We start from the raw sequence: 26,788 nt of genomic DNA, 5'->3' as shown, positions 1-26,788 counted from the left end.
TATATACCAAAATGCGGTGTGCAACGATCACTTAGTCGGAATATTTTTAGCCAGATTATTTTTGATAACATAACTCCATCGAGACTGAATCGGCAAAGCGTAGTGCATGGGGTTTGTCTATTTCGACACTGGCAAATTCAACCCAAGGATGCTCACTGGCGATGGCCAGCGTTTGGCTGGTGAGATTTTCGAGTAATGAGAAACGGTTATTCTCAATCAGTTCAATGATCTTTTTGGTGATTGTGCGGTAATTGAGCGCATCCTCGACATTGTCACTGTTGCGGGCACGTTCGGCACAATAATGGATCACGACATTAATGATCACGTCTTGGCGATTTTGGATTTCATCTTCTTTAATGCCAATAAAAGTACGAAGTCTTAAGTTTTTAATGCGTATAATCGCGGTTTCTGGTTTCATAATGACAAATGGCTATCTTAAGCTAAAGTTTCTGAGGTTAAGTGGTTTCAAGGGTTAGCCTAACAATTTTATCTAAGATCAAGAAGGATTTTTAATAAATGACTCGACCTAATGCGCCCTCTGCTGCTTATCGTGGCTTTGCGGTTATGGCCTTTGTAGTGATTATTTTGGCAGGGATTAAGGCGGCGAGCCCGATTGTGGTGCCGTTTGTGCTGTCCAGTTTTCTTGCGGTGATTTGTAATCCTGCAATCGGTTTGATGACAAAGTTCCGTGTGCCTAAATGGCTGGCAGTGATCCTCTTGATGGGTTTTATTGTGTTGATGGGCCTATGGTTAGCCTCAGTCGTCGGCAGTTCTGTCAATGAGTTTTCTAAACAATTGCCCCAATATCGCGATCAGCTGGTGGAGCAGTTTTCGTGGATTATCCATAAATTACAGGCATTAAATATTCAGATTTCGAAGGATCAGGTATTAGCCTATTTTGATCCTGGCATGGCCTTGTCCATGACCACAAATATGCTATCGGGTGTCGGCAATGTGATGGCGAATTTATTTCTGATCATCCTCACTATCGTCTTTATGCTGTTTGAAGCTCAGTCGCTGCCAAAGAAATTGCACCTGGCATTGGACGATCCCGATATGCGCTTAAAGCAGATTGACCGCTTTTTACAATCTGTGAATCAGTACATGGTGATCAAGACCTTAGTGAGTTTGGCTACTGGGATCATCGTCGGTGTGGGATTGACCTTCATCGGCGTGGATTACGCCATGTTATGGGCGGTGATTGCTTTCCTGTTTAATTACATTCCCAATATTGGTTCTATCATTGCCGCCATTCCAGCGGTGTTGTTGGCCTTTATTCAGCTTGGCCCTGCGGCTGCGGGGGGGACTGCACTTTTGTACGTGGGTGCCAACATGGTGATGGGCAATATCATTGAGCCTAAATTTATGGGGCGCGGTCTGGGGTTATCGACCTTAGTGGTGTTTTTATCATTAATTTTCTGGGGCTGGTTATTAGGTTCTGTGGGCATGTTGCTGTCAGTGCCATTGACTATGGTGGTTAAAATTGCCCTCGAATCGAGTAAGAGTGGTAATTGGTTAGCCATTTTATTATCGGACGATATCGAAGATAAGTTCTTGGCCAGTAACACGGAAAATGCAATTCCCAATGGCGATGAAGCCAATACAAGTGCAACTGAGAGTAAGTAGTAGAAGATGCAAAGTTTTATACAAGCGCTAGCGACAATTGAGTTAGGTGATGATGCGGTGCGGTTATTCCACGGCCGCGGTGGGCATTACGTGGGTTGTGAGCACCTATGTTTAGATTGGTTTGCACCCGTACTATTGCTGACCAGCTTTACTCCCTTGGAGGATACGGATTTAACCCTCTGCCAACAGGCGATTGCAGTGCGCTGGCAAGCTATTCGGCCAGATAGTCAATTGAATTTAGTCTACCAATACCGTAGTGCGGGGGAGACGTTTACCCAATTATTGCAAGGTGAAGTGCCTGAGCCGCATATCGTTAGCGAAAACGGTGCACGGTTTCAGGTGCACCTAATGCGCGGACAAAACCACGGACTCTTCCTCGATATGGCCAATGGCCGCGAGTGGGTTAGAGCAAACGCCCGTTATAAAAAGGTGCTTAATTTGTTCGCTTATACCTGTGGTTTCTCGGTCGCGGCATTACAAGGGGGCGCCGATGAAGTTGTGAATATGGACATGAGCAAAGGCGCATTAGGCATAGGTAAGCAGAACCATTTGCTGAATGGCTTTAGCGCGGGAGCCCGTTTTTTAGGCCATGATATTTTTAAATCTTGGGGCAAACTGAAAAAGCTCGGTCCCTACGACATTGTTGTTGCCGATCCACCGAGCAATCAAAAGGGCAGTTTTGTCGCGACTAAGGATTATGTGCGTTTAATTAGGCGTTTACCTGAGTTGCTTGCCGAGAATGGTGAAGTATTACTGTGTCTAAATGCACCTGAACTCGATACCGCTTTCCTGCGTCAACAGGTAGCGGAAGCAGCACCTGCACTCGAATACATAGAGCGCTTAGCCAATCCGCTAGCCTTTATGGATGTGTCGGAAGAGAAGTCACTTAAGGTGCTTCGCTACCGCTTATCGACTCAAGCCTAGGCCTGATTTAGCTTAACTGGCCAGTATTAACTGGCCTTTTTTGTCGGCTTAGGTTGAGTGTTTAGCTTTTTACACTGTCGCTTATTACACAGCACTTATTCTTCAGTAGCTTAATCGCTCAGATAGCTGCGATCGCCCATAGGTTTCAATCACTTTACTGACTTGATGTTGGTCTAAGTGTTTGAGGATAGAAATTTCACCATAAAGCCTGCCCTGAACATCTAATGGCATTCCCTAGATTCATTTTATGTAAGCGATTTCTGTTAATCGCTTTTGTGTATAAAGCGAATGATGAAATGGCGTCAGCATGGCCTCAATATCCTCGTAGAAAGTGAAAGTCTTTCATGTCGAATCACTGATTGTGAGCTATTTAAATGATAACCAGCCTTAAACACTATGCTTGGTGATACAAAACTGAAAGTTTTCTGTAATTGTGGCTTTTGCTTTGTTATACTCCAGCCCACGGAATGTATCCCTTTCCTCATAGGCAAAATGTCAGCATAGAATGGCAAGCCTCTGCGACCTTACCCAATCAAGCAGGAGTTGTTATGGAAGTTCATGAATACGAAAATGCTTATTATCAAGTGAAAGACGATGTACTAACGTCTTTACCTGCTGAAAGCGAAGAAGAAGTGATCCAAGCTTAATCGATAGTGATTAAACTGACGGTACTTATGAGTCGGAAATAACAGAACAAGCACAAAAAAATAGCAACCCTAAGGTTGCTATTTTTTTGGCTGAAAGTAAGCAGAATGATTGTATGACAAGGTATGCGCGGTGAAAGCAGGCAAGAAAGGGGGTTAACCGTTAACTTTGCGCTTTTCAGGCAGAAGTTCGACGATAATCCATTGGCTACCAATTTTGTGTAGGCGTATGGTCCTGTCATCAATCCATGGTTGACCACCTTTAAGACCTTTCATTTTGACCACAACAATGACGTCTTTGGTAAATTTGCGGAAGAAGTCGATATCGATATCATCAATTTCCATTTCAACATTGGTCATAGATAGGCCGAGCATATTACGCTGTACGGCTGCGGCAATGTGGTAATGGGTGAGCACTTGTTTAATGGGATCGTCGACGTATTGCTTGGCTTGTTCAACATTACGATCAACATAAATCGCTTGAAAAAAGCCTAAGCTCACTTCTTCCGGTGATAACTGGCGCTGCTCTTGCGTTGAGGGATCGCCACAACCGAAGAGAAACAGGAGGGAGAAAAAAAATAGAGTTCGCATAAGTTTTAGTTATTGGAATTTGTTCCGAGTATCGCGATTTTAGCTGTAATGTACAAGTCTTGTCGTGATTCGCTGTCTATTGTGAAAAGCATTGACTCAAACCTCATGTGTGTGGCATATAGTTAGGAGTCATATAAAAAGGTTATCCACAGAAACTGTGGAAAACTATGTTGAAGACTTCAGTGATACTTTGTAAGTCACTGATATTGTCTTGCTTTATTTGCTGGTTAAAAAATGACGCTTTTCTGCTTTCCATTATGTTCCACTTCTACTTGTGGATATTTTTCGCAATTTGCCGAGCTTATTCACACTGCATAATTCGATATTTCTCGTTTTTTCTTCATCTTTTGTAATTTCGACTTATCCATTAAGCGATTCTTGCGATCAACGGTATGGTTTACGCTAAATTTAAGCATAAAAAAGCACCGGTAATAACCAGTGCTTTTTTGTACGTAACGCTATGCAGATTTAATGCTGTTAGCCTTTAGCTGCGTCGTTCTGTGCGGCTTGAATTGCCGTTAGGGCGATAGTGTAGACGATGTCATCGACTAACGCACCGCGAGACAAGTCGTTCACAGGTTTGCGCATACCTTGCAGCATAGGACCGATACTGATCAGATCGGCGCTTCGCTGTACGGCCTTGTAAGTCGTGTTGCCTGTATTAAGGTCTGGGAACACGAAAACGGTAGCTTGACCAGCGACAGGGCTATTAGGTGCCTTAGAGCGGGCAACGTTTGGCATGACTGCCGCATCGTATTGCAATGGACCATCAATAATCAGATCTGGGCGTTTTTCTTTGGCAATACGGGTTGCTTCACGCACTTTATCCACATCTGAACCTGTACCTGAGTTGCCAGTTGAGTAGCTGATCATTGCCACTCTTGGCTCGATACCGAAGGCTTTTGCTGATTCTGCCGATTGGATGGCGATATCAGCTAACTGCTCAGCATTGGGATCTGGGTTAATCGCACAGTCACCGTAAACAAGCACTTGATCTGGCATCAGCATAAAGAAGATTGATGAAACTAAGCTTGAGCCTGGTGCCGTTTTGATCAATTGCAGTGGTGGGCGAATGGTATTGGCTGTGGTGTTAACCGCACCAGAAACGATACCGTCGACTTCGTTTTGCGCCAGCATCATAGTGCCGAGCACCATGTTGTCTTCTAACTGTTCACGGGCAACGACTTCAGTTAAGCCTTTGCTGCGACGCAGTTCCAACATAGGTTCTACGTAACGATCGCGCACTTCTTCTGGATCGATAATGATCACGCCTTCGCCAAGCACCACATCTTGCTGTGCGGCGATACGCAGGATTTCATCTTTTTTACCTAAAAGTACACAGCGAGCAATACCGCGTTCTGCACAAATGGCCGCCGCTTTAATGGTACGCGGCTCATCACCTTCAGGCAGCACCACAGTCTTGTGGGCGGCGCGCGCCAGTTCCGTGAGTTTGTAACGGAAAGCCGGTGGCGACAGGCGATGCTCACGGGGTGAGTTTTTAGTGACACTTTCAATCCACGTTTGGTCGATGTGGCTGGCCACATAATCCTGCACCAGATCGATACGGACGGCGTCATCAACGGGTACTTCATGGTCGAAACGTTGAATGTTGAGCGAGGTTTGCCAAGTGTTACTGTCGATCAAGAACACAGGTAAACCGGTTTCAAAGGCCTGCTCACACAGCTTAAGAATTTCTGGCTCCGGCTCATAGCTACCGGTCAACAACAGGGCACCAATTTTCACGCCGTTCATGGCCGCAAGACAGGCTGATACGATCACATCTGAGCGGTCGCCTGAGGTTACAAGCAAGGAGTCAGTCTTAATATGAGTGACCATATTCGGAATACTGCGGGCACAAAACGTTACTTTACGCAGGCGGCGGGTATGCATTTCACCAGCATTCAGAATGCGTGCACTTAAATGTTTCGCTAAATCCGACGCACGAGGAGCGACAAGATCAAGATTGTAGGGCACGCTGCCTAAAATACGCAGTGGGCTCTTACCCGGCAGTTGGAACATGCTGGCTGCATCTGAGCGTTGAACACCTTGGTGATCAAAGACTTCAGATAGATCAGGGCGCGCGCGACCTTCGTCGTCCACGGGTGCTCCAATCTTGTTAATCACAGCGCCAATTAAGCGTTTATTCTTTTTCCCGCCCCAAGAGTTATAGGCGATTTCGAGGCGATTCATTAGCCCTGTGGCCGTATCACTGCCTGGTGTGGCAATAAAAATCACGTCGGCATCCATAGCTTTAGCGATGGCATAGTTCACATCATCGGCGAAGGGATGATTACGCGTTGGTACTAGACCTTCGACAATTAAGGTCTCTGTGTTGCTAGCGCAATCGGCCGCACGGGCAATGATTTGCTCCATTAAGACGTCGATTTGGTCGGCGCGAATTAAGGCTTCGGCATGGGCCATGTCGAAGGGCTCTAAGGGATTGACTGTTGGCGATTTGCTCAGAATAGTGGTCGAGCGTTCTGGGCCATTATCGTTTGGACGAAGCTGAGAAATAGGCTTAAAGAACTGAACCTTAACCCCGTGGCGCTCCAGTGCGCGCACCATCCCAAGGCTTAAGGAGGTCAGGCCGACTCCGGTACCTATGGGGATTAACATAATATTACGAGACATAAAAACCTCTAGTTTCGATGGTTTTTGGCAGAATAGTTTCTGCAAATTTGCTTGTGAGTACGGCTACGTAAGGTATAAAGCCGTTTGGGTGAGCAAACGGCTTAGGTCTTTTTATTTGTTGATAAGTTTAATGGAATCTTCGGCGATAACCCATTCTTCGTTCGTTGGGATCACCATGGCAATCGTGCCTTTATCTTGGGTGATGATACCTTTCTTACCGAAACGCGCCGCTTTGTTGCGCTCACTATCGACATGGAAATTGAAGATCTCCAGCATGTTGAGCACTTTTTCACGGATTAAATCTGAGTTTTCACCAATACCGCCGGTGAAGACGACTGCATCTAAACGGCCCAGTGGCACACTGTAAGAGGCGATGTACTTGGCTAAGCGGTAGCAGAAGATTTCTAAGGCTAAGGTCGCGCCTTTATGGCCCTCGGCGTAACCTTCTTCGATGCCACGGCAATCGTTGGTCAGCTCGGAAATACCCAGCAGACCACTTTGCTTGTTCATCAGGTTATTCACTTCTTCTAAGGTGTAACCCAGTTGATGAACTAAGTGGTAGATGATTGAAGGGTCAATATCGCCACAACGAGTGCCCATGACCAAACCTTCTAATGGGGTTAACCCCATAGAAGTGTCGACACTTTTGCCGCCTTTGATGGCGGTGACTGACGCGCCGTTGCCTAAGTGAGCACAGATTACATTCGTTTCTTCAATTGGCTTGTTGAGCATTTTGGCCGCTTCACGGCTAACGAATAAATGACTCGTGCCATGCATGCCATAACGACGGATACCGTGTTCACGGTATAACTTGTAAGGCAGGGCGTAGACATAAGCTCTGTCTGGCATGCTTTGGTGGAAAGCGGTATCAAATACAGCAACCTGTGGCAATTTAGGGAAAGAGGCCATTGCCGCGCGGATGCCGATAAGGTGAGCAGGATTGTGCAGTGGGGCTAATGAAGCACAGTCTTCGATGCCTTTGATCACGCTCTCATCGATGATCACTGAGCGAGTGAATTTCTCACCACCGTGAACGATACGATGGCCAACGGCTTGAATTTTTGCTGCTAATTCAGGTTGTTCCGCAAGAATTTTATTAACAATGTATTCAACTGCTTCACGGTGAGCCGTAAATGCACCTAAGGCTGCTTCATGTTTTTCGCCGTTGATTTTCCATTTAATGCGAGAGTCTTCTAAACCAAAACATTCGGCTAAGCCAGAAATTTGGTCGTCACCTGTTTGCGCGTCAATGACGGCAAATTTGAGAGAAGAGCTACCGCAATTGAGAACTAAAACCAGTTTATTTGACATGTGTAAACCCTTTGCCATTGTGTTTAATATAACGATTCAAAATAATGAGGAACTGCGGTGTTTTTACCATATCAGTCTTGGGGCGATTCGCCAGATTGTGCTATGGTAAGAGCAGTATTCCATTGTAGTTGGTGTCTAAGATTGAGCATTAAGATCCTCAAAACCTTAGGTGATGGTCATCAGTATATGAAGACTTGGCCTATGGTTAGACAACTGGGTTTTTATTTTCCTGAGTATCGGGTCGTCCGAGCAACTCAGCTCGCCATACTGGTGATGCCAGTGCTGGCGATTTTTGTGAGTATGAGCCAGCTGTATATTCACGGTTGGGCATTTCTGCCCCAAGCTGTCACGCTCGGTTTATTTTTCATCAGCTTACCGTTACAGGGGCTGCTGTGGTTAGGCTGGCGAGCTCGCCATCCATTACCGTTAACGCTGTTCGACTGGATTAACCAGTTGAGTGCGAAGTTGTCATCCATGGGTATCAATTGCCACACGTTAGGCGCTAAGGCCTGTTACCTCGATATGGCACTGATTTTAAAAATAGCCTTTGAGCGTCTAGATGCCAGTTATTGGGAAGAACTTTAGGCCGTTGCCGCGGTTATCCCTTTTGGCTCTTTTGTTACTGTGGATTAATAAATCGCGTTAATCCCTTGCTGGACAAATACCGCTTTGATCTTTTCCATGGTTTCTCGACTCGGGGGGGATATTCCATCGAGTTGATAGCTTTCGCCCATGGCTTCCCACTTATGTTTACCTAATTCGTGATAGGGTAGTAACTCTACCTTTTCAATGTTTTTCATGGGCTTGATAAACTCGGCCAGTTGTAATGCCGATGCTTCATCGTCGGTAAATCCGCCCACTACTACATAACGTATCCACGTCGCTTGATTACGCTCTGCCAAATACTGCGCAAACTGTAATGTTCTATGGTTGCTGACTTTAGTTAACTCAATATGTTTTTCATCGTCCATGTGCTTGATGTCGAGCAGGACCAAGTCAGTGTGGTCGAGCAACTCATCAATCACTGGCGTGTACTTACGTACAAAACCATTGGTATCTAAACAGGTATGAATACCTTCTTGCTGACAAGCCGTGAATAATTCGGCGACAAATTCGGCCTGTAAAATGGCTTCACCACCACTGGCCGTAACACCACCATTGCTGGCATCGAGAAAAGGCCGATAGCTGATGATTTGACTCATTAACTCATCGACCAGAACTTCTTTTCCACCATCAAGATCCCAAGTGTCACGGTTGTGGCAATATTGGCAGCGCATTAAACAGCCCTGCATAAAGGTGATAAACCGTATGCCGGGACCATCTACTGTGCCAAAGGATTCCACCGAGTGGATCCGACCGATAACTGCCATTGTGACTCCTGTTAAAATAAGTGAGGCTGTAGCACAGTGTACTACAGCCTTGACTAATTTAGCTTACAGACCTTTTGTGAATGTACGCGTGATCACATCTTGTTGCTGCTCTGGCGTCAGTGAATTGAAGCGCACTGCATAGCCAGAAACACGGATGGTCAGCTGTGGATACTTGTCTGGATGCTTAACGGCATCTTCGAGCATCTCGCGGTTCATCACGTTCACGTTCAAGTGTTGGCCACCTTCTTTTTTGTCATTGTGGTCGAAGTATCCATCCATCAATGCTGCTAAGTTGGTACGGCGAGCATCATCATCTTTACCCAGCGCATTTGGCACGATTGAGAAGGTATAAGAGATACCATCTTGAGCGTGGGCAAATGGGAGTTTTGCCACTGAGGTTAAAGAAGCGATTGCGCCTTTTTCATCACGGCCATGCATAGGGTTTGCACCCGGTGCAAATGGCGCACCTGAACGACGACCATCGGGTGTGTTACCGGTTTTCTTACCATAAACCACGTTTGAGGTGATGGTCAGAATTGACTGCGTTGGGATCGCATTGCGATACATTTTACGGTCGCGAATTTTCGCCATAAAACGTTCAACTAAGTCACAGGCGATATCATCTACACGTGGGTCGTTGTTACCAAATTTTGGATAATCACCGCTGATATCGAAATCAACTGCTATGCCGTTTTCATCACGAACCGGTTTTACGGTGGCGTATTTGATGGCAGACAGTGAGTCGGCTGCGATAGATAAACCCGCAATACCACAAGCCATAGTGCGACGTACGTCTCTGTCGTGCAGCGCCATAAGCGCGGCTTCGTAAGAGTACTTATCGTGCATGTAGTGGATTGAGTTCAGTGCAGTGACATATTGAGTCGCTAACCAATCCATTAAACCGTCTAAGCGATTCATCACATCATCAAAGTGGAGCACTTCGTCTGTGATCATGTCAGCTTTAGGAGCAATTTGGATTTTCAGTTTTTCGTCTACGCCGCCGTTAATCGCATACAGCATGGTTTTCGCTAAGTTAGCGCGAGCACCGAAGAACTGCATGTGTTTACCCACAACCATAGGGCTCACGCAACAGGCGATTGCATAGTCGTCTGATTGGAAATCAGGACGCATTAAGTCATCGTTTTCGTATTGGATTGAGCTAGTGTCGATAGACACTTTGGCGCAATATTTCTTGAAACCGATTGGCAGTTTATCTGACCATAATACTGTGATGTTTGGCTCTGGACTTGGACCCATAGTGTAAAGGGTGTTCAAGAAACGGAAGCTTGATTTCGTCACTAACGTACGGCCATCTAAGCCCATACCGCCGATTGACTCCGTCGCCCAAATTGGGTCGCCTGAGAACAATTCGTCGTATTCAGGGGTACGTAGGAAACGCACCATACGCAATTTCATCACAAAATGGTCAACCATTTCCTGAGCTTGTTGCTCAGTTAAGGTGCCATTTTTTAGATCACGTTCAATATAGATGTCGAGGAATGAAGAGGTACGACCTAATGACATGGCAGCGCCGTTTTGGCTCTTCACTGCAGCTAAATAGCCGAAGTAAGTCCATTGGATCGCTTCTTGTGCATTGGTCGCTGGACGAGAAATATCGAAGCCATACTTGGCAGCCATTTTCTTCATTTGGCCTAATGCACGGTGTTGCTCGGCAATTTCTTCACGTAATTGGATAACGTTAGATAACTCTTCACCCGCTTCGAACTGCGCTTGCAGTGAGCTAAATTGGGCAAACTTATCTTTCATCAGGTAATCGATACCGTAAAGTGCCACACGGCGATAGTCACCAATGATACGGCCACGGCCATAAGCATCGGGTAAGCCCGTTAAAATACCTGATTTACGACAGGCCATAATTTCGGGGGTGTAAACATCGAACACACCTTGGTTATGGGTTTTACGCAGTTCTGAATAAACGTATTTAACATCTTCATCCAGTACACGATCGTAGGCGGCGCATGAGCTTTCCACCATACGAATACCACCGTTAGGCAACATAGCGCGTTTTAGCGGCGCGTCTGTTTGTAAGCCAACGATAGTTTCTAATTCTTTGTTGATATAGCCAGCGTCGTGGGAAGTGATGGTTGAAACCATCTTAGTGTCGAAATCAACAGGCGCGTGGGTACGGTTTTCCTGTTTGATGCCTTCCATGACTTTATCCCACAATTTTGTGGTCGCTTCGGTGGCACCGGCGAGGAAGGACTCGTCGCCTTCAAAAGGCGCGTAGTTTTGTTGGATAAAGTCACGTACATTGACTTCAGATTTCCAATCGCCAGGAGTAAAGCCTTCCCATGCGTTGGCAAACAGTTCAGTTTTGTCGGTCATCGTACTAATACCTTCTGGTTGAGATAAAAGGTTATTGGCGATCAGCGTTAAGCAATGCTGAGTATAAGCCAATAGCTAATTCCTGAAATAAAGCTCCCTTCATGATGACGCCCTATGATGGGAACTGGATTTTGAAGCGCTCGTCACTCCAAAAGTCTGTCTATTGATATCCGATAAGATGACAAATATTCGCTTACTTTGATTATCGGCTACTGATAAATCTTTATAATTGGTAAGACCAATTGTCCATAAGTATATTAACATAGGTCTGTCGCTATCGCATCTTAAACGGCTTGGTTTATGCTCTGTTAATCCCAAATTTGCTAGCTAGGTAGCATTTTTTTACCACAATAGGGAATACGGCACGCTTTTTAAGTTGGTGTGACATCTGAACCCCATTATCTCTTAAATCAGCCTGCCTATATTGTTCCCATTTACTGTCCACCTTTAGCAAGGATAAATCTATCCTCGTATAGGCTGATTTTGATTGGTGGGAGTCACGGCTCGATAATGGGAGCTGTCACAGTGGTTATGATATTAAAAATAAGTTTGATGCTAGCTATTTGTATTAATTTATTTTTATTTGCTAACTTAGTGTCGATTTAGGAGACGGCATGTCATAACGCCATCAAATAAAGCATGCAATGCTTAAATCATTCAGGAAGGGTTAAAGAGTGGCTAAATACAGTAGTTTGTTATGATGCAGGCAACTTGTTACTTGCTGTTGGACTAAACTGTAAATGCTAAAGTATCGGTTCAATTTAATGAATACTGAGATACACGCGTCAAGCTCTTGGTCATTTAATGTGTCATTGCTGAGGTTAACTTGAATCTATAGGGCATTAATTTAAGCGTTAGTTCACTAAATATGAGATGGAAACGTGCAGGATTTGCATCGTATACCATCTTAATTAAGCCACATTCTCGCGATGAAAATTGTGTCACCATGGTAAGACCAATTAACCTTTTGTGTTTTTGGCTTCAAAGTTTTCACATTTTGGGTGTGAATAGCATCACGCTTTAGCAATATCTGCTTCACAGCATAAGCGCGTTGTATGATACAAAGCGAGACTTTAGTGAATCATCATTTAAGCAAATCATTATCTCGGTTTTGATTCGTGTTATCTGCGCAATGGCGCTGCTGGAGATACCTATGCTACGCGTTCAAGTTTGTTTATCTGAAGTTGGAGTTATGCAATGAAAAGCCCAAATCCATCGTCATCAGTTCCAACTGTGACAAACAGCGCACATGAAGCGCCACAGGTTTCAGCTCATTTTAGTTGTTACAATCAGGCTGAAATTTACGGGACAAGCAAAGTGGTTAAAGCACCTTGGCAGTCCTTTGGCTTAGCCGTGTTTGCTGGCGCATTTATCGCTTTAGCCTTTGTTTTTTATTTAACAGTAACCACTGGCGCAGGCGATGCGTCTTGGGGTTTAGTTCGTTTCGTTGGCGGAATAGCCTTTAGTTTAGGTTTAATCTTAGTGGTTGTTTGCGGTGGAGAACTGTTCACCAGTTCTGTGCTCAGTACCGTCGCCTGGGCACAAAAACAGGTCACTGGCGCTGAATTACTCAAATGTTGGTGCCGCGTGTATGCCGGCAATTTTGTCGGCGCTATGTTGATGGTTTGCTTGATCACTGCCGCAGGTATGTATGAGCTCGATGGTGGTAATTGGGGATTAAATGCCCTTAAAGTGGCGCAGCACAAACTTCACCACACTTGGGTCCAAGCTTTTAGTTTAGGCATTTTATGTAACATGTTGGTGTGTTTAGGTGTGTGGATGACCTTTGCCAGCCGTGATGTGCTGACGAAATCGTTACTGTTAATTTTACCTGTGGCTATGTTCGTTAGTAGTGGCTTTGAACACAGTATCGCTAACTTATTTATGGTGCCTATGGGCATGATGATCCAATCTATCGCCAGCCCAGAGTTCTTCGTGTCTTTAGGGGTTACTCAAGCACAATTTGCCGATTTAACCGTGGCAAACTTTATATTCAATAATTTAATACCTGTAACCTTAGGCAATATTGTCGGTGGCGGTGTGATTGTTGGTTTAGGTTATTGGTGGATAGAGCAGGGTAAAGTAACCTTGGCTGAATCACACAAAGCTCATCATGAACATTTTTCTGCACCACATTCACATACTGAAAAACCTCAGCATCAGAGTGAGATTAAGCTGACTAAACATTCTTAAAACGTCTTTAATTATCAGTCTGAAGGGAAAGTGCCCAGCAAGTAGTTGGGCATTTTTTTATGTCGGTTTACTATGATGTGTAAATAATGAAGTAAATAAAAACGGCATCCGAAGATGCCGTTTTTTGATTAGGTTCGAACTAATAAATGCGAGATTAGAATTTAACTTCGCCTTCGATAAACCATTCACGACCACGCGCATCATATGATGAGCGGTTATAGTGTGGCCAGGCTGTATCTGTTGGATCAAAGTTTGGTCCAGCATTAAATAAGTTCATTACACCGCCAGTCACTTTAATTGCGTCTGTGATGTTATAAGCCGATGTTAAGTTCCACTTCGTTTGTGATGCAATTTCGTTTGCACTTTCATCGAATGCCAAACCTTTATCTAATGCAGCTTTTTTAAACGATTTATATCCAACACCATGCATTCTTGCTGTGTGGTAAGCGCCTAAAGTTGTTTCAAAATCGTTTATATACCAACCTAAAATGATATTGGCTTTATATTGCGGTAAACCACCATCATCGATGTCATCATCAATTGCAGCTGTAGGATCTGTTTGTCCTTCAGAAAGAAGAATATAAGTACCATTAAAGTTTAGTTTTAACTCACCAAAGTCAGCGACATCCCATCCGTAACCAGTGGTTAAGTCAATACCACGAACTTTCTGATAAGCAAGGTTTTGTGCGACGGTATTAATGTGAGTAATAGTACCTAATGCGTCACGGGTGATCATGTTTGCATAAGTTTCATATTCACGAGCAGCTTTGCTTGCAGAGATGTCACTTACCATGTCATCCAGTTTCCACTCCCAAATATCGAGTGAAGCATTTAAGCTATCGCCACCATATACAGCACCTATGTTGGCTGTATAGCCTGTTTCAGCGCTAAGATCTTTGTTAGCACCAGTAGTGATATCAATATTGAGTTCATTACAGATTTTGTTCAGTGTTGGATCTGGATTTTTCTGAGATGGAGTTCCACCTAGAGCTTGGCACTGTTTAAAATCAATGATATTGCTATATGCTTTAGTTGCATCTCCATATACGCGATGCATATCTGGTGCGCGGAACACTTTACTGATAGAGCCACGAACTAATAATTCATCAAGTGGGCGATACTCTACGGTTAATTGAGGTGACAAATTTCCACCGAAATCATCATATCGGTCATAACGTAAGGCCGCATCAAGTGTTAAGTCCTCAAGAACTGGAAGCTTTAATTCCATATAGGTTGCCCAGTATGAACGCTCACCAGCACCTGATGAACCACCACGGCTTAGAATATTGCCTTTAACAGATTCTGAGTCAGATTCTGATGAGTAGTCTTGAGTGGTATATTCCGCCCCAAAAGCAAAGTCTGCTGAACCTGCTGGCAGTTCAAATGCTGGACCTGTGATATTTGCCTGAATATTTTTTTGAGTTGATTGAGCTTTTTCAAACGGAGTGTACGCTATACCGCTGACATCATTTGTGCTGATAGGCGCAAGCAGTGATTTACCGTCAGTACCTTGAGCTAGATAATTAAATAATCCACCCACAGTCGCAAAGCCACTATTGAATACATCCACATTAGTACGGCCGTAATTTACGGATGTATCCCAACTATAATCATCAGCGATCACGCCTTCCAAGCCCGCGGTGAAGAAATAGTTACGGGTACTTGTTTCTCCTGCGCGGTTGCCGAATTCGTGCAAACGACGAATATAGTTGTAGTCACCATTTTCGGCATTTTTAAAATCTCCACCAAGACCTGTATTCTTGTCGAATGTCTTTGTCAGTGAATCATCTAAATCAACGCCTAAAGTTACTTTGTCTCCTGCAACATTGACTTTGTAGTTATCGATACCCATAGGTTCGATACGTGTTGTTGATTTTGCTTCTGCAAAATCAAGACGTCCTACAAAGTTCAAATTATCTGCAAGTTCATAGTTAAAGTTCGTTGAACTGATAAAACGGGTGCTTTCTGGTGATAGATCGCGCCACTTTGAGCGATCAAAGCCACATGCGCTACCAGTCCAAAGAAAACCGCCCGCTTCGCATTCACTCGCAGTGAGGACACGTTGGCCTTTTGGTGTCGCTCCACCAGCAGGTTTTTTACCTGTAATGCCAGCCCCATATGAGCTGTATTGTGAATATTTACTATAAGGTACTTTGTCTGTATCTAATCCAAAAACAGCTCTATCAGTTGCATTCAAACGCTCAGTATCAGTAAATTCGATGAAAGTTGAGACGTTACCACGTTCGGAAGATGAACCCAGAGATAGCGCAATTCGATCGCTTCCACCACCGCCTTCAGTAGTATCACCATGTCGATATTTTAATGCGACGCCATCAAAATCTCTTTTTAAAATAATGTTTACTACGCCACCAACAGCATCTGCACCATAAATTGCTGAACCACCAGATTGTAATATCTCAATACGAGCAACAGCTTCCATTGGTAAGTTTGCGGTATCAACAAAGTTGTCTGTACCACCTGCTGGTTTAGGATATTGGTTGAGACGTTTACCGTTAATCAATGTTAGCGTTCTGCTTGCACCCGCATTACGTAAACTGATTGATGACGCAGCTGGTGTAAAACCATGTACTGATTGAGTTGTCATTGCTCCTGTTGTTGAAGTCAGGCTCTGCAATGCATCTTGTACGTTAGTAAAACCTTGTTTTGCCATATCATCAGCACTTAGTACTGTAACTGGGGTTGCGGTTTCCATATCGGTACGCTTAATACGTGAACCTGTTACTTCAATACGTTCAACTTTGGCACCATCTTCAGCTGCATATACTATCGAAGTGGTTAACGCGGCAGTCGCTGCTCCGCTTATTAATGCAAAGCGAACGGCTTTGGCTAATGTAGAATTTGCACGCATTTTATTCTCCCTTAACACATGTTGTATGTTTATTTTTTATTTTTCTTAAATGGTTACTTATGTAAAGAATTAAGCTCTCATTTAATTGAGTTCAGGATATAACCACAAGAAAATAACAAGTGCAACATTGGCCATGCTGGAGTTTTGTTTAAAATTTGTTATTTACTCTCTTTTTTAAAATGCAAATATAAGTAGGGTGTGTGTGTGATCGGTGGCAGATAAGGTTTTAATCTGAGGGTTTTGTTTTTTATTTGGCTTTTTGTTTTTATTGTGGGTCCTTTGTGTTTTTTTATTGTTGCTAAAATTTTGTTTTATTGTGTTTTAATTTTGTTGTTTTCAATAATAGTTTGAAACTATTTTATGTGAAAAAGTAAAAATTAATAACGATATGGTTTGTCATTCCATATATTTTAGATTGGATGATTGAGGAGTGTTATCAATAAGGGTTTTCATGCGGTTTAATTTTGTATGGTGATATTTTTACACCGCGTCAGGAAACTAGAAGTAAAATTATGGAATGAAATGTTGTAAAGAATAAAAACTAATCAAATACTATTTCTGATTATTTAATTTTAACTGTTTAAATATAAAAGCGAAGTGAATATCTATTCACTTCGCTTTCGGTTTATTGTTTAGTTTTTTGAGTGAACAATTCATTTGTATGGTTAATTTTTTTTACAAAAAGCTGTTCTGTTTATTTGCTATTTAGAACTGATTTTTGCTCTACCACGTTAAATTGCAGTGGAAAGTAGTGTCCTAAATAACGTAGGGCGACATAGGCAACCACTAAGGTGGCGATTACCAATTCGAATTCTGCTAAGTGTTTCATCCATATCGCTAACTCACCCATGTTATTGAACTGCGTTAACCAAGCAGCGGTTTTAAAGAGGGCGGTTGCACCGATCACCATAGGGAAGGTAAAGGCTGCGTAGCCTGGGCTAAAGGGCAGTTTTAGCAGATGAAAGAAGGCCAAGTAGATGATGCTGGTCATCAGAATGGCGATGCTCAGTAGTAAGGCGACTAAGGGGATCGACGCCTGCTCGCAAACGGTCAGATAACCTGCAAGTGATAAACTGGCGGGCGCTGCGAGAATGGCAATGGTTGGTTTAGCTGCATCAGGTATCGCCTGACAGAAGATGAGGCGATAGAGCATCAAAGGCAGCATGATTAAGTAGGCTAACATTCCAAAAACCAAAATGGCGTTTGCTAACCATTGGTAATCAGATACAGGGAAAGACACCGCCGCGACGATAATACCAATGGGTGGTACGAACCAGCTTGGCACCATGTGCTCGAGTTTAAAATCAATGGCGCGATAGTAGATAAACGCGCTTAGGAAGATCACATGGATACCAATGGCTACTAGCCACAGAGTTAAGCCTGCATGGGGGAAATAATCGCCGAGTGATTTAGACACCACCATCAAGCCCATGGCGAAGGTGGGGATTACACTACCAATCACAGGGTGACTTAGCTCGTCCTTTAAAATATTAGGATGAAGCATGAATTTACCCATGAGCAATAACAGCAACACAGAGGCGATGATGGCGCCTGTGAGTTGTCCTGCGCCATTAAGTGAAGGTGTCATGTTCTCCCATGTCCAACCTAAGCTGGCAATTGCCAATGCCAACCCAGCCATAGGGCTGGGAAGTTTAGCTGCGTGGGATGTCCAGCGTTTGCGTTTTGAAGTCATTTTGAATACCTCTCAATACTGACAATGCTTAACATCGCTTTTTTGGGGCGCTGTTTTGATGTATTTAGTGTACTGCGGGTATCAATGATAAATAAATTTGATTAATTTTATTCATTGCATAATTTTTATTTACTTTGATGTTGCTATTAAACTTAAGGTTTGAGTTTACAACGTAGTAGCGTGTGCCCTAGGCCAAGATTGTCTGTATCTTCATCTACATACAGTCCCGCTTGGTGAAGCAGGGCCAATAAATCCTTAGAGTGATACATGCGGCTATTGCCATTGGCCATGGCGCTGAAATAGAGGCTAGTGGCATTTACGCAATAGGCGGAGGCGGCCGATGGCTGTCTATCCCAAAAGGTTTCGACGATAAAGAGTTGGCTGCTTGATGTCATTGCCTTTGCCGTGCGTTGTAAAATGCTCAGGATTTGGCTTTTTGAAAAGCAATCCAGAAATTGACTCATCCAGTAAGTATCGGCACCTTCGACAAAGGGTTGGGAGTCGTCCAGCAGATCGGTGGCAAAGGTATGCACGCGTGCTGCAAAACCTCGTGCGAGTGCATTTTGTGTGGCTACCTCTAGTTGCCCCGGAAAATCCATAATCGTGACTTCAACGTTTGCGTCATAATCACAGCAGCTCAGTGCCCATTTTCCCGTATTGCCGCCTATATCCACTAAATGGATTGGCTTATGGGCAAACACTAATGGCAGAAGGTGTGGAAAGGCATGATCCGAATAGTAATGATCGAAGGCAAACCAGCTCTGTTTCGCTTTGGGTGGTAGATCTTTTAAGGCAGGGTAGATGGTATTCCAGTCACCGAACACCTTAAGTCCTGCGGCCTTGCCTTCGAGTAGCGCGGTATCAAGGTTAAAAAGGCCTTGATAGCAAACATCCTGCACAAAGTTAAGATTGATGGCTGCCATGTCGTCATGGAGTAAAAAGTGCCCCGTTTTATCGAGCACATAGCCATTTTCATTTTGCCAAACTAAACCCATACTGAGTCCCATATCCAACAATACCCCCAAGGCATATTCACTCAGTGGGGTGGATTGCCTTAACTCGGCTGCAGTGATCCCATGCTCGGCCGCGTTATCTATTTGGGCTAGCACATCGAATTTGAGTAGGCAGTGGGCGACTTGAAAGCTGATGGGGCCAAAGGCAATTTTTTGAGCTTCAAACTTTGCATTGAAGGCGCTGATGTTACTTGGTGTTCGGTAAAAAGACATAAAAAGGAATGAATTGGCGAGCTGGTCCGTTCTTTATAACCAAGTTAGCCGTGAAAGCCAGTTGAGATACAAAGAACTATGAGCTGTATCCAAACTTGAGCAGTAACTTGTTTATGCTCTGTAATCGAGATCTAAATAATGGAATGCCATAAATAAAAATACCCAGCCAAAGCTGGGTATTTTAAGGACGATAAAACGTCGTTTATTGAACGTTTTCTTCGTCGCCGAATTGGCCTTGGAACAAGACTGAAGATAGGTAACGCTCGGCAGCCGATGGCAAAATCACCACAATGGTTTTGCCTGCAAACTCTGGCAACTCAGCGATGCGGTTGGCGGCGACAACGGCGGCACCCGATGAAATACCCACTAAAATGCCTTCTTCTTGCATTAAGCGGCGGGCCATGTCGATGGCTTCATCGTTAGTTACAGCCTCAACACGGTCAATCAATTCTAAATCTAAGTTACCTGGGATAAAGCCTGCACCAATACCTTGGATTTTATGCGGCCCTGGTTGCACAGGTAAACCCGCTAAGGTTTGAGCTATAACAGGAGAATCTGCTGGCTCAACCGCCACTGAGGTGATGGTTTTACCGGCCACTTTTTTCAAGTAACGGCTTACACCAGTAATTGTACCGCCAGTACCTACACCGGCAACAAACACATCCACTTCACCGTCGGTATCATTCCAGATTTCTGGACCTGTGGTTTTTTCATGGATTTCTGGGTTAGCAGGGTTATTAAACTGCTGCAATAAAATGTATTTTTCAGGAGCCGATTGGCGAATTTCTTCCGCTTTATCAATCGCACCTTTCATGCCTTTCGCGCCTTCAGTCAGCACGAGAGTTGCGCCTAGGGCTTTGAGTAGCTTACGACGCTCTAAACTCATGGTATTTGGCATGGTCAGGGTCAGTTTATAGCCACGGGCCGCGGCAACATACGCTAATGCAATACCTGTGTTGCCTGATGTCGGCTCAATCAGCTCGTGATTTTTTGTTAATAGACCTTTCTTCTCGGCATCCCAAATCATATTGGCACCGATACGGCATTTAACACTGAAACTTGGGTTACGGGCTTCGACTTTGGCCAGCACTTTACCTTGGCTAACACGGTTTAAACGTACTAGCGGTGTATTACCAATAGTATATGAATTATCTTCGAAAATTTTGCTCATGGATTGCTTGCTCCTATGTTGGCACTACTGAATCATAATCTGCTGTGGCGCTTTTAGAAGTGATTGTTTGTTCTTCTTTATTCGATTTGGTTATTAAAGGGTGTGCTGTTATTCGCAAACCCTGATTGGCAGCCAGTTTAACTGTGTTAACCTCTTGCTAACATAAAAAAGATTGTGGCATTAACAGGGATAACTTCTTGATGTCTCAATCGTAAAACTAGCCTATCACTCGTATCGGACAAGCGCAAAGATGAAGCAGCAACAAATGGATCTGGGTAAAGATCCAAAAACGATGGTAACACCAAAGGCATTTACCATTGCAGCAGCCGTGTTATATACCCCATTGGCGACACCGTTGAAGCGGATGTTAGCCATACTGATTGATGGTTTGCTGATCACTGTGTTAGCTGAGCAGATGGATTGGATGTTTGTCTTGCTGGTGGTCAGTATTATCTGGATTGAAAAGCGCAGTCGTAAGTTTGGTCGTTTACTCAAGTGGGGACTTTATGCCTTGATGTTGGTTTTTATGTTGCTGACAACCGCCAATAATCTGTTTGATTTTAATGGAACAGACGTTAAAAGCAGTGAGGGAGTAGAGCAACAATTTGCATTAGGTGAACAAATCATTACGTCACTACCAGCATTGATGTCGTTGAGCCAGTGTAATAATTATGCTTGTGGTAAAACTCAAGTTCAGTCCCTACATGAAGCGATAAAAAATGCTTCAGGATCAAAGGGCATGACAGAAAATGATCAACGTGAAATAGTGCTAGCAACCATAGCCAACAGTAGTTTGCCTGCCATAGATAGTGAAAAGTTACAGGCGGAAGTGCTTAATGGCAGCCTATGGCCTGTTATTACGCTTCCTGTTGAGTTGGCGACAACAGATTCTCCGCCTGAGCCACTTCAGCCTATTCAAGCTATTTCGCCGGATGTACAGCCGCAAAGCACGGTGGCTGATGCAGTGAATGTGAGCTCTTCGCAATATTCTCCCCTCAGAACCGTTGATGAAGCTACAAGCCATAGTGTTGTCGCTTGGGTGAAAGGCTTTCTGAGTGATATGGGGCTGGGTTTTGGTTGGGCAGCGTTTTACTTTACCGTCTTTACTGCACGATTTGATGGTCAAACCTTAGGTAAGAAGATGTTGGGCATTCGGGTGATCCAGCTCGATGGTGCCAACATCAGTTTATGGGCCGCGTTTGGCCGTTATGGTGGCTATGCCGCAGGCTTTACCACAGGCTTACTTGGTTTTATGCAAATATTTTGGGATGCCAATCGGCAGGGGATCCAAGATAAAATATCTTCAACAGTCGTGATAGACTTAGTGCAAATGCATAAAAAGCAACGATTAGAGCAACAAGCGCAGGGGCAAAATGAGTTAGCACCTGTGCTTACGAGTGATGATGCATCCTCTGCTCACCTTACAACCAGTACCCGTTTGGAGCATTTATGAAACAGGTCGTCATTTCGGGGAGTGGCCTATTTACGCCGCCCCACAGTATTTCCAATGAAGCCTTAGTTGAGAGCTTCAATGCTTATGTGGATATTTTCAATCTTGAAAATGCAGGCTTAATTGAGCAAGGCCATGTTGCGGCTTTGTCCTATTCATCGAGCGAGTTTATTGAAAAAGCCTCCGGCATCAAGCACAGATATGTGATGGTGAAAGAGGGCATTCTGGATCCCGAAGTCATGATGCCGTTGATTCCTGAGCGCAGCAGTGACGAATTATCTATGCAGGCTGAGATTGGCCTTGAAGCTGCCTTGATGGCACTAAAGAATGCCAATCTCAAGGCTGAGCAAATTGACTTAGTGATTGTTGCCTGCGCTTATACTCAGCGTGCGTATCCTGCTATGGCGATTGAAATTCAACGTGCACTAGGTACGCGGGGTTATGGTTACGACATGCAGGTAGCGTGTTCATCGGCGACGTTTGCAATTGTCGCCGCGGCTAATGCCATTGCTACGGGTTCTGCCTCAAGAGTGTTAGTGATCAACCCTGAGATTTGCTCGGCACAGGTGAATTATCGCGACCGTGACAGCCATTTTATCTTCGGTGATGTGGCGACGGCTCTGGTACTGGAAGAACAAAGCTTAGCCCAGTCTGACCATGTGTTTAAGATCATCTCAAGCCGCTGTTTTACCGATTACTCGAACAATATTCGCAGTAATTTCGGTTTCTTGAACCGCTGCGATCCGAGTGCGGCCCATCAAGCCGATAAGCTATTCCACCAACAAGGGCGCAAGGTATTTAAAGAGCTGTTGCCGATGATTTATCAACATTTGGATGAACATCTGGCCGAACAAGCGTTAACGCCACAGTCCTTCAAACGTTTGTGGTTGCATCAAGCGAACATCAACATGAATCAGTTCGTGGTGAGAAAGTTGCTTGGGGATGATGTGTCAGCGGAACAAGCGCCCGTGGTACTAGATGAATACGCCAATACGGCTTCCGCGGGTTCTGTTATTGCATTTCACAAGTTTTCCGGTGACTTTAAGGCTGGCGATTTAGGTTTATTGAGTTCGTTTGGCGCAGGATATTCTATTGGCAGTGTAATTCTGCAGAAGGTCTAAGATTCTAACCGTCATAATCAAAAGCCCACATCTTCCTCGATGTGGGCTTTTTTATGTCAGTTGTTTGCCTAAGTTGCTTTCTGTTTAATGTAATGATTGTTTATAGCAGCCATGCGTAACTTAACTTCATAAAGTAGGTTTTCTCGTCCCGCGTCAGGCGGCTTAACTCATCATTAGCCTGTAAACTATCAGAGTATCCGAGGTAGAACACACTCTGCGGATTGAGTTTATAACCGTAGAGGACCTCATTGCCTAAATGCGCTTCCTCACTCTGCGGCGCCGAATATAAATACTGCGCCACATTGCGATTTATCCGGGTGTAAATGCTAGAAAGGCGAATAAAACTGTGTAGACTGAATTGCCAGTTGAGGCGTACATCGCTCAGATTAGCGGTAAAAAGCGCATCTTGTTCCACATCCATTTGCTGATAAACATGGGAGATATCGATAGAAAGTCCATTAGCAATTTTCCAATTGATACTCGGGTTCATTTGCGTTTTAGTGCCCAGCCTATCATTGATAAAATCAATTTCATCGCCGTAGTACATTTCAAGCTCCATACTCAGGGGCGATAACGGGGTTACTGCGCCATAAAACCACACTTGGGTTTCATCATATAGTTGACTATTTCCGGCGATAGTGAGCAGTGAAGCATTGCGGCGAGGGCCCACACGTTCACGGGTTTCTACACCAAAGGTGATTTCGCTTTGTAATGCGCCGAGGATTTCGATGTAGGCTTCATACTCTTCTTCAAGTCGTTCGCCTGCTTGGTTATGAGTGATATCCCAATCTCCAGCTAATTCCACCTTGTTAAAGGTGCCCGTAGGATACCAAATCAAACCCGCACCAGCCTCAAAGGTGCGGTAATCGATTTTTTCGACAAAGCCTAAATCGGCACGAAAATCGGGATCAACTGCGTTGTATTCACTGTATGCAAACCAATTTCGCTCTTCGTGTTTAAAGGTTAACTGATATAAATTGCCGCCAAAGCGGCTATCAGATTGGCTACGTAATACTTGTTCGTTGAGTTGGCAGTGACCGAGTTCGCAATCAAGCTGAGATTGGCCACAGGGCAAACCATTACTAGGGTCATTTTCAGTATCAGTACAAAATTGACGATAGACTCCCGTGGGGTATTGAGTATCCGATTGGGCCACTTGTGCAGTGAAACTGTCCTGTGGTGTTGGTTGATATTTCGCATCCAGACTAATGACATAGTTGTGGTAATCGGGTTGGCTGTTAATCCCATCGTGTGGGTTATTTACTGTACCATTGTGAGTGTTGTCACTGCTCGTTTTTGCGGTAAGTAATCCGCCGATGGAGAAGGTTTTGCTCATGTCGAAACGATAACGTCCCGCAAGGTTCAAACTTTCTTGATCAAGCGAGGCAACCTCTGAGCTTAAATTTCCCGGTACCAAAAACGTGGTTTGGCTATCGTTACTCGCTAGCAGAGCTAAGGTGTGATCATCGCTCTTACTTGTCAGTTTGATACCATAGTCAGGTGCAACAATATTGCGGGTGTGCAGCAGATTTACCTGTGTGTCGAAATAGTCTTTATTATCCAAAAAAAACGGCCGTTTCTCATCATAGAACAAGGAGAAAGTGCTGTTCACATCGAGCTGGCCAGCATCGGATTCCACTTGGGAAAAATCGGGATTAATGGTGGCATTGAGTAAGGTGCTGGAATTAATGCCCCAGCGCAAGTCTACACCTGGCTCGAGATTGTTATCAGCTTCCCAGCCATCCGCCTGTTTATGTTCGTTACGGTTGGCGATAAAAGTCGGGGTGATTTGTACATCCTGTCCTTGTTCTGCCCCCGCCAAGCCAGAAGCCACACCTAACTGACAAAGTTGACAACTCGTATTACGGTCAATCTTATGGGTCGATAGGCGATGTTTTTCATTGCGTGGATAATAACGAATTAACTCAAAGTCCCATTCTTGCAGACTTTTCTTGTCGTCAAAGTTAAACAGTCTCAGTGGTAACTCGACTTCGACCTGATAGCCATCGGCGGTGATCTTGCCTGCGGATTTCCAAATACCATCCCATGCTTCGCTTTCTTCACCCGTTAGTTCGTTTTCAATTGAGTCTAATTGCACGCCAAGGGGATTAATAAAAAATTGGTACGCTAAACGGGCATTATTAAAAGTATCGAGTTTAATTCCGACTAAATCATCACTCCACAGCTTGTCTCTGTCCTTGAGTGTGGCCAGAATGAGTTTGGGATTAATGTCTTTGGCAGTAAATGCCACAAAAAGACTGGTTTTAGTCGCATAGACTCGCGCCTCGGTTTTCACTAATGCGGCAATGTTTTCCCCTGGTTGGGTTTCATATTTGAGCTCTGTGACTGCGGCTTGTTGCCAAATGGCATCGTCCAACTCACCGTCGATATTGGCAGCACTGTTAAGTGTTGGAATGGCTAACTGAAATTGGCTGGCATAGCCAGCAAGACAAGTTACAGGTAGAAAAGTAAGACTAGATAAGATGATGGCTAAGATTGATTTCAACACAAAAGACTCAAATAACACATTCGTGGCGCGCATTTTGCCAGAAAACGTGAAGTTAACAATGGTGAGTAATTGTTACAAGGTTTGCGTTGATTTTAACGAGGCGAAACATGATTGGATTATTGGGTCTAAAAAAATTGGGGAGCAGTGCTGAGCCATGACTCAGCACTGCTGGTGTTACTACTCGGGTGCGATTGCATGGTTGCGATACGCTTCACGATACTTATCGACCCACATGGCCGTCGCGCCACAAATCGCCACTGGCATGACGATAAAGTTGACTATGGGGATCATCGAAAATAGCGTCACAGTGGCGCCAAAGCTAAAACTGGTGCCACGGGTTTGATTCAAGGCAAAGCGCATATCTTTAAAACTGACCTTGTGGTTATCGAAGGGATAATCGCAGTACTGAATCGCCATCATCCAAGCGCTGAACAGAAACCATAAAATCGGTGCCAGCGTCTGGCCTACCATAGGCACTAAAAACAATAACAAAAATACCAGTGCGCGGGGCAGATAGTATTTGAGTTTGATCCACTCACGCCCAAGGATACGCGGTAAGTCTTTGATTAAATCAATACCAGAACCGGTATTCAGCTGCTTACCAGTTAACAACTGTTCGACTTTTTCAGCCAACAGACCATTAAAGGGGGCGGCGAGCCAGTTCATGACGGAGCTAAATACAAAAGCAAGCATCACCAGCATAGTGGTGACGGCGAGTGGCCAAAGTAAAAAGTTTAACCAGCTTAAGTACTCCGGGAGCTGGGCATTCATCCAAGTGAATAGCGTATCTAACTGGCCTATGGCTACATAAATGACGCCAGCAAACAGCAGAAGGTTAATCATTAACGGAATAAATACGAAAGTGCGCAGGCCTTTACGTGTGATTAAACCAAAGCCATCGAGAAAATAATTAACGCCACTTTTGGCTGGGAAGGGCAAGGTTTTTTTCTGTGTCATATCGTTTTTCCAAAAAGTTAAGCGACAGCTATATGCGATTGTGATCAACTCATGGACAGATGACAAGCTAAAAGCCGCATGAATTCAATAAAAAGCGTTACAAAATGCTGCCTGCTTTGTTAAAGTTGGCCGATAAATGCATTTGCACCGCTTGGC

At 44.3% G+C, this 26,788-nt stretch carries 19 protein-coding genes; 6 read left to right on the top strand and 13 right to left on the bottom strand.

Annotated elements, in window-relative coordinates:
• Positions 1–55: 55 nt before the first annotated feature.
• Positions 56–418 (bottom strand): dihydroneopterin triphosphate 2'-epimerase, encoded by a 363-nt coding sequence (folX, locus tag L5M71_RS02105; protein WP_006082167.1) that lies wholly within the window; start codon positions 416–418, stop codon positions 56–58.
• Between the two features lie 98 nt (positions 419–516).
• On the opposite strand from folX, the gene L5M71_RS02100 reads away from it, so the two are divergent.
• Together L5M71_RS02100 and L5M71_RS02095 are read left to right on the top strand one after the other, a co-directional pair.
• Complete coding sequence (locus L5M71_RS02100) at positions 517–1,626, top strand: AI-2E family transporter (RefSeq protein ID WP_219234382.1); 1,110 nt, start codon at positions 517–519, stop codon at positions 1,624–1,626.
• Positions 1,627–1,632: 6 nt separating this feature from the next.
• Positions 1,633–2,550 (top strand): class I SAM-dependent methyltransferase, encoded by a 918-nt coding sequence (locus L5M71_RS02095; protein ID WP_263196635.1) that lies wholly within the window; start codon positions 1,633–1,635, stop codon positions 2,548–2,550.
• Positions 2,551–2,652: 102 nt separating this feature from the next.
• Here the strand turns inward: L5M71_RS02095 and L5M71_RS02090 are convergent, their stop codons facing one another.
• The 4 genes from L5M71_RS02090 to ackA all read right to left on the bottom strand — a co-directional run bounded on the left by L5M71_RS02090 (position 2,653) and on the right by ackA (position 7,727).
• Positions 2,653–2,781 carry a hypothetical protein gene (locus tag L5M71_RS02090; protein WP_263206196.1) on the bottom strand — a complete coding sequence of 43 codons (129 nt, stop codon included), beginning with the start codon at positions 2,779–2,781 and terminating at the stop codon, positions 2,653–2,655.
• A gap of 569 nt (positions 2,782–3,350) precedes the next feature.
• A complete protein-coding gene (locus L5M71_RS02085; RefSeq protein WP_028760977.1) occupies positions 3,351–3,785 on the bottom strand; it encodes a hypothetical protein in 435 nt (144 codons plus the stop codon).
• 477 nt (positions 3,786–4,262) lie between these two features.
• Positions 4,263–6,416 carry a phosphate acetyltransferase gene (gene pta, locus L5M71_RS02080; RefSeq protein ID WP_028760976.1) on the bottom strand — a complete coding sequence of 718 codons (2,154 nt, stop codon included), beginning with the start codon at positions 6,414–6,416 and terminating at the stop codon, positions 4,263–4,265.
• Positions 6,417–6,527: 111 nt separating this feature from the next.
• Complete coding sequence (ackA, locus tag L5M71_RS02075; protein WP_263206194.1) at positions 6,528–7,727, bottom strand: acetate kinase; 1,200 nt, start codon at positions 7,725–7,727, stop codon at positions 6,528–6,530.
• Positions 7,728–7,868: 141 nt separating this feature from the next.
• On the opposite strand from ackA, the gene yfbV reads away from it, so the two are divergent.
• Positions 7,869–8,312 carry a terminus macrodomain insulation protein YfbV gene (gene yfbV, locus L5M71_RS02070; protein ID WP_081729091.1) on the top strand — a complete coding sequence of 148 codons (444 nt, stop codon included), beginning with the start codon at positions 7,869–7,871 and terminating at the stop codon, positions 8,310–8,312.
• Positions 8,313–8,356: 44 nt separating this feature from the next.
• On the opposite strand, the gene pflA is transcribed toward yfbV, so the two are convergent.
• The gene (pflA, locus tag L5M71_RS02065; protein WP_105252135.1) at positions 8,357–9,097 is read right to left on the bottom strand and encodes a pyruvate formate lyase 1-activating protein; all 741 of its coding nucleotides are present in this window, start codon (positions 9,095–9,097) and stop codon (positions 8,357–8,359) included.
• A 63-nt stretch (positions 9,098–9,160) separates the two neighbouring features.
• On the bottom strand, positions 9,161–11,443 hold the full coding sequence (gene pflB / locus L5M71_RS02060; RefSeq protein WP_263206191.1) for a formate C-acetyltransferase: 2,283 nt from the start codon (positions 11,441–11,443) through the stop codon (positions 9,161–9,163).
• Between the two features lie 1,197 nt (positions 11,444–12,640).
• On the opposite strand from pflB, the gene focA reads away from it, so the two are divergent.
• Complete coding sequence (gene focA / locus L5M71_RS02055) at positions 12,641–13,636, top strand: formate transporter FocA (protein WP_263206189.1); 996 nt, start codon at positions 12,641–12,643, stop codon at positions 13,634–13,636.
• Positions 13,637–13,790: 154 nt separating this feature from the next.
• Here focA and L5M71_RS02050 read toward each other — a convergent pair whose 3' ends face one another.
• The 4 genes from L5M71_RS02050 to cysK form a co-directional block, all read right to left on the bottom strand.
• Positions 13,791–16,505 (bottom strand): TonB-dependent receptor plug domain-containing protein, encoded by a 2,715-nt coding sequence (locus L5M71_RS02050; RefSeq protein WP_263206186.1) that lies wholly within the window; start codon positions 16,503–16,505, stop codon positions 13,791–13,793.
• 694 nt (positions 16,506–17,199) lie between these two features.
• On the bottom strand, positions 17,200–18,198 hold the full coding sequence (locus tag L5M71_RS02045; protein ID WP_263206184.1) for a TDT family transporter: 999 nt from the start codon (positions 18,196–18,198) through the stop codon (positions 17,200–17,202).
• A gap of 152 nt (positions 18,199–18,350) precedes the next feature.
• Positions 18,351–19,424: a methyltransferase gene (locus L5M71_RS02040; protein WP_263206182.1), complete on the bottom strand. Its 1,074-nt coding sequence runs from the start codon at positions 19,422–19,424 to the stop codon at positions 18,351–18,353.
• A gap of 202 nt (positions 19,425–19,626) precedes the next feature.
• Positions 19,627–20,595, bottom strand: a complete 969-nt coding sequence (gene cysK / locus L5M71_RS02035) for a cysteine synthase A (protein ID WP_113940761.1) — start codon at positions 20,593–20,595, stop codon at positions 19,627–19,629.
• 250 nt (positions 20,596–20,845) lie between these two features.
• Here cysK and L5M71_RS02030 point away from each other — a divergent pair, with 250 nt between their 5' ends.
• On the top strand, positions 20,846–22,048 hold the full coding sequence (locus tag L5M71_RS02030) for an RDD family protein (RefSeq protein WP_263206180.1): 1,203 nt from the start codon (positions 20,846–20,848) through the stop codon (positions 22,046–22,048).
• Complete coding sequence (locus L5M71_RS02025) at positions 22,045–23,166, top strand: beta-ketoacyl-ACP synthase III (RefSeq protein WP_168824151.1); 1,122 nt, start codon at positions 22,045–22,047, stop codon at positions 23,164–23,166. Before L5M71_RS02030 ends, L5M71_RS02025 begins: the two co-directional genes overlap by 4 nt.
• Before the next feature lie 100 nt (positions 23,167–23,266).
• On the opposite strand, the gene L5M71_RS02020 is transcribed toward L5M71_RS02025, so the two are convergent.
• Complete coding sequence (locus L5M71_RS02020; protein ID WP_411569129.1) at positions 23,267–25,708, bottom strand: DUF5916 domain-containing protein; 2,442 nt, start codon at positions 25,706–25,708, stop codon at positions 23,267–23,269.
• A gap of 144 nt (positions 25,709–25,852) precedes the next feature.
• Positions 25,853–26,632 (bottom strand): sulfate transporter CysZ, encoded by a 780-nt coding sequence (gene cysZ / locus L5M71_RS02015; RefSeq protein ID WP_131523549.1) that lies wholly within the window; start codon positions 26,630–26,632, stop codon positions 25,853–25,855.
• Between the last annotated feature and the right edge of the window lie 156 nt (positions 26,633–26,788).

The organism is Shewanella sp. SW1 (assembly GCF_025653545.1).
In the GTDB taxonomy this organism is placed as follows: domain Bacteria; phylum Pseudomonadota; class Gammaproteobacteria; order Enterobacterales; family Shewanellaceae; genus Shewanella; species Shewanella oncorhynchi.
The sequence above is the reverse complement of the archived record's forward strand: the minus strand, read 5'-3'. Positions and strand labels throughout refer to the sequence as shown.

What these genes read in the sequence shown, in the direction of transcription:
- L5M71_RS02100 (WP_219234382.1), top strand. Translation starts at nt 517, where the DNA reads ATGACTCGACCTAATGCGCCCTCTGCTGCTTATCGTGGCTTTGCGGTT.
- L5M71_RS02050 (WP_263206186.1), bottom strand. Translation starts at nt 16,505, where the DNA reads ATGCGTGCAAATTCTACATTAGCCAAAGCCGTTCGCTTTGCATTAATA.
- focA (WP_263206189.1), top strand. Translation starts at nt 12,641, where the DNA reads ATGAAAAGCCCAAATCCATCGTCATCAGTTCCAACTGTGACAAACAGC.
- ackA (WP_263206194.1), bottom strand. Translation starts at nt 7,727, where the DNA reads ATGTCAAATAAACTGGTTTTAGTTCTCAATTGCGGTAGCTCTTCTCTC.
- L5M71_RS02085 (WP_028760977.1), bottom strand. Translation starts at nt 3,785, where the DNA reads ATGCGAACTCTATTTTTTTTCTCCCTCCTGTTTCTCTTCGGTTGTGGC.
- L5M71_RS02090 (WP_263206196.1), bottom strand. Translation starts at nt 2,781, where the DNA reads ATGCCATTAGATGTTCAGGGCAGGCTTTATGGTGAAATTTCTATCCTC.
- pflA (WP_105252135.1), bottom strand. Translation starts at nt 9,097, where the DNA reads ATGGCAGTTATCGGTCGGATCCACTCGGTGGAATCCTTTGGCACAGTA.
- L5M71_RS02030 (WP_263206180.1), top strand. Translation starts at nt 20,846, where the DNA reads ATGAAGCAGCAACAAATGGATCTGGGTAAAGATCCAAAAACGATGGTA.
- folX (WP_006082167.1), bottom strand. Translation starts at nt 418, where the DNA reads ATGAAACCAGAAACCGCGATTATACGCATTAAAAACTTAAGACTTCGT.
- pflB (WP_263206191.1), bottom strand. Translation starts at nt 11,443, where the DNA reads ATGACCGACAAAACTGAACTGTTTGCCAACGCATGGGAAGGCTTTACT.
- L5M71_RS02020 (WP_411569129.1), bottom strand. Translation starts at nt 25,708, where the DNA reads ATGCGCGCCACGAATGTGTTATTTGAGTCTTTTGTGTTGAAATCAATC.
- cysK (WP_113940761.1), bottom strand. Translation starts at nt 20,595, where the DNA reads ATGAGCAAAATTTTCGAAGATAATTCATATACTATTGGTAATACACCG.
- pta (WP_028760976.1), bottom strand. Translation starts at nt 6,416, where the DNA reads ATGTCTCGTAATATTATGTTAATCCCCATAGGTACCGGAGTCGGCCTG.
- cysZ (WP_131523549.1), bottom strand. Translation starts at nt 26,632, where the DNA reads ATGACACAGAAAAAAACCTTGCCCTTCCCAGCCAAAAGTGGCGTTAAT.
- L5M71_RS02095 (WP_263196635.1), top strand. Translation starts at nt 1,633, where the DNA reads ATGCAAAGTTTTATACAAGCGCTAGCGACAATTGAGTTAGGTGATGAT.
- L5M71_RS02045 (WP_263206184.1), bottom strand. Translation starts at nt 18,198, where the DNA reads ATGACTTCAAAACGCAAACGCTGGACATCCCACGCAGCTAAACTTCCC.
- L5M71_RS02040 (WP_263206182.1), bottom strand. Translation starts at nt 19,424, where the DNA reads ATGTCTTTTTACCGAACACCAAGTAACATCAGCGCCTTCAATGCAAAG.
- L5M71_RS02025 (WP_168824151.1), top strand. Translation starts at nt 22,045, where the DNA reads ATGAAACAGGTCGTCATTTCGGGGAGTGGCCTATTTACGCCGCCCCAC.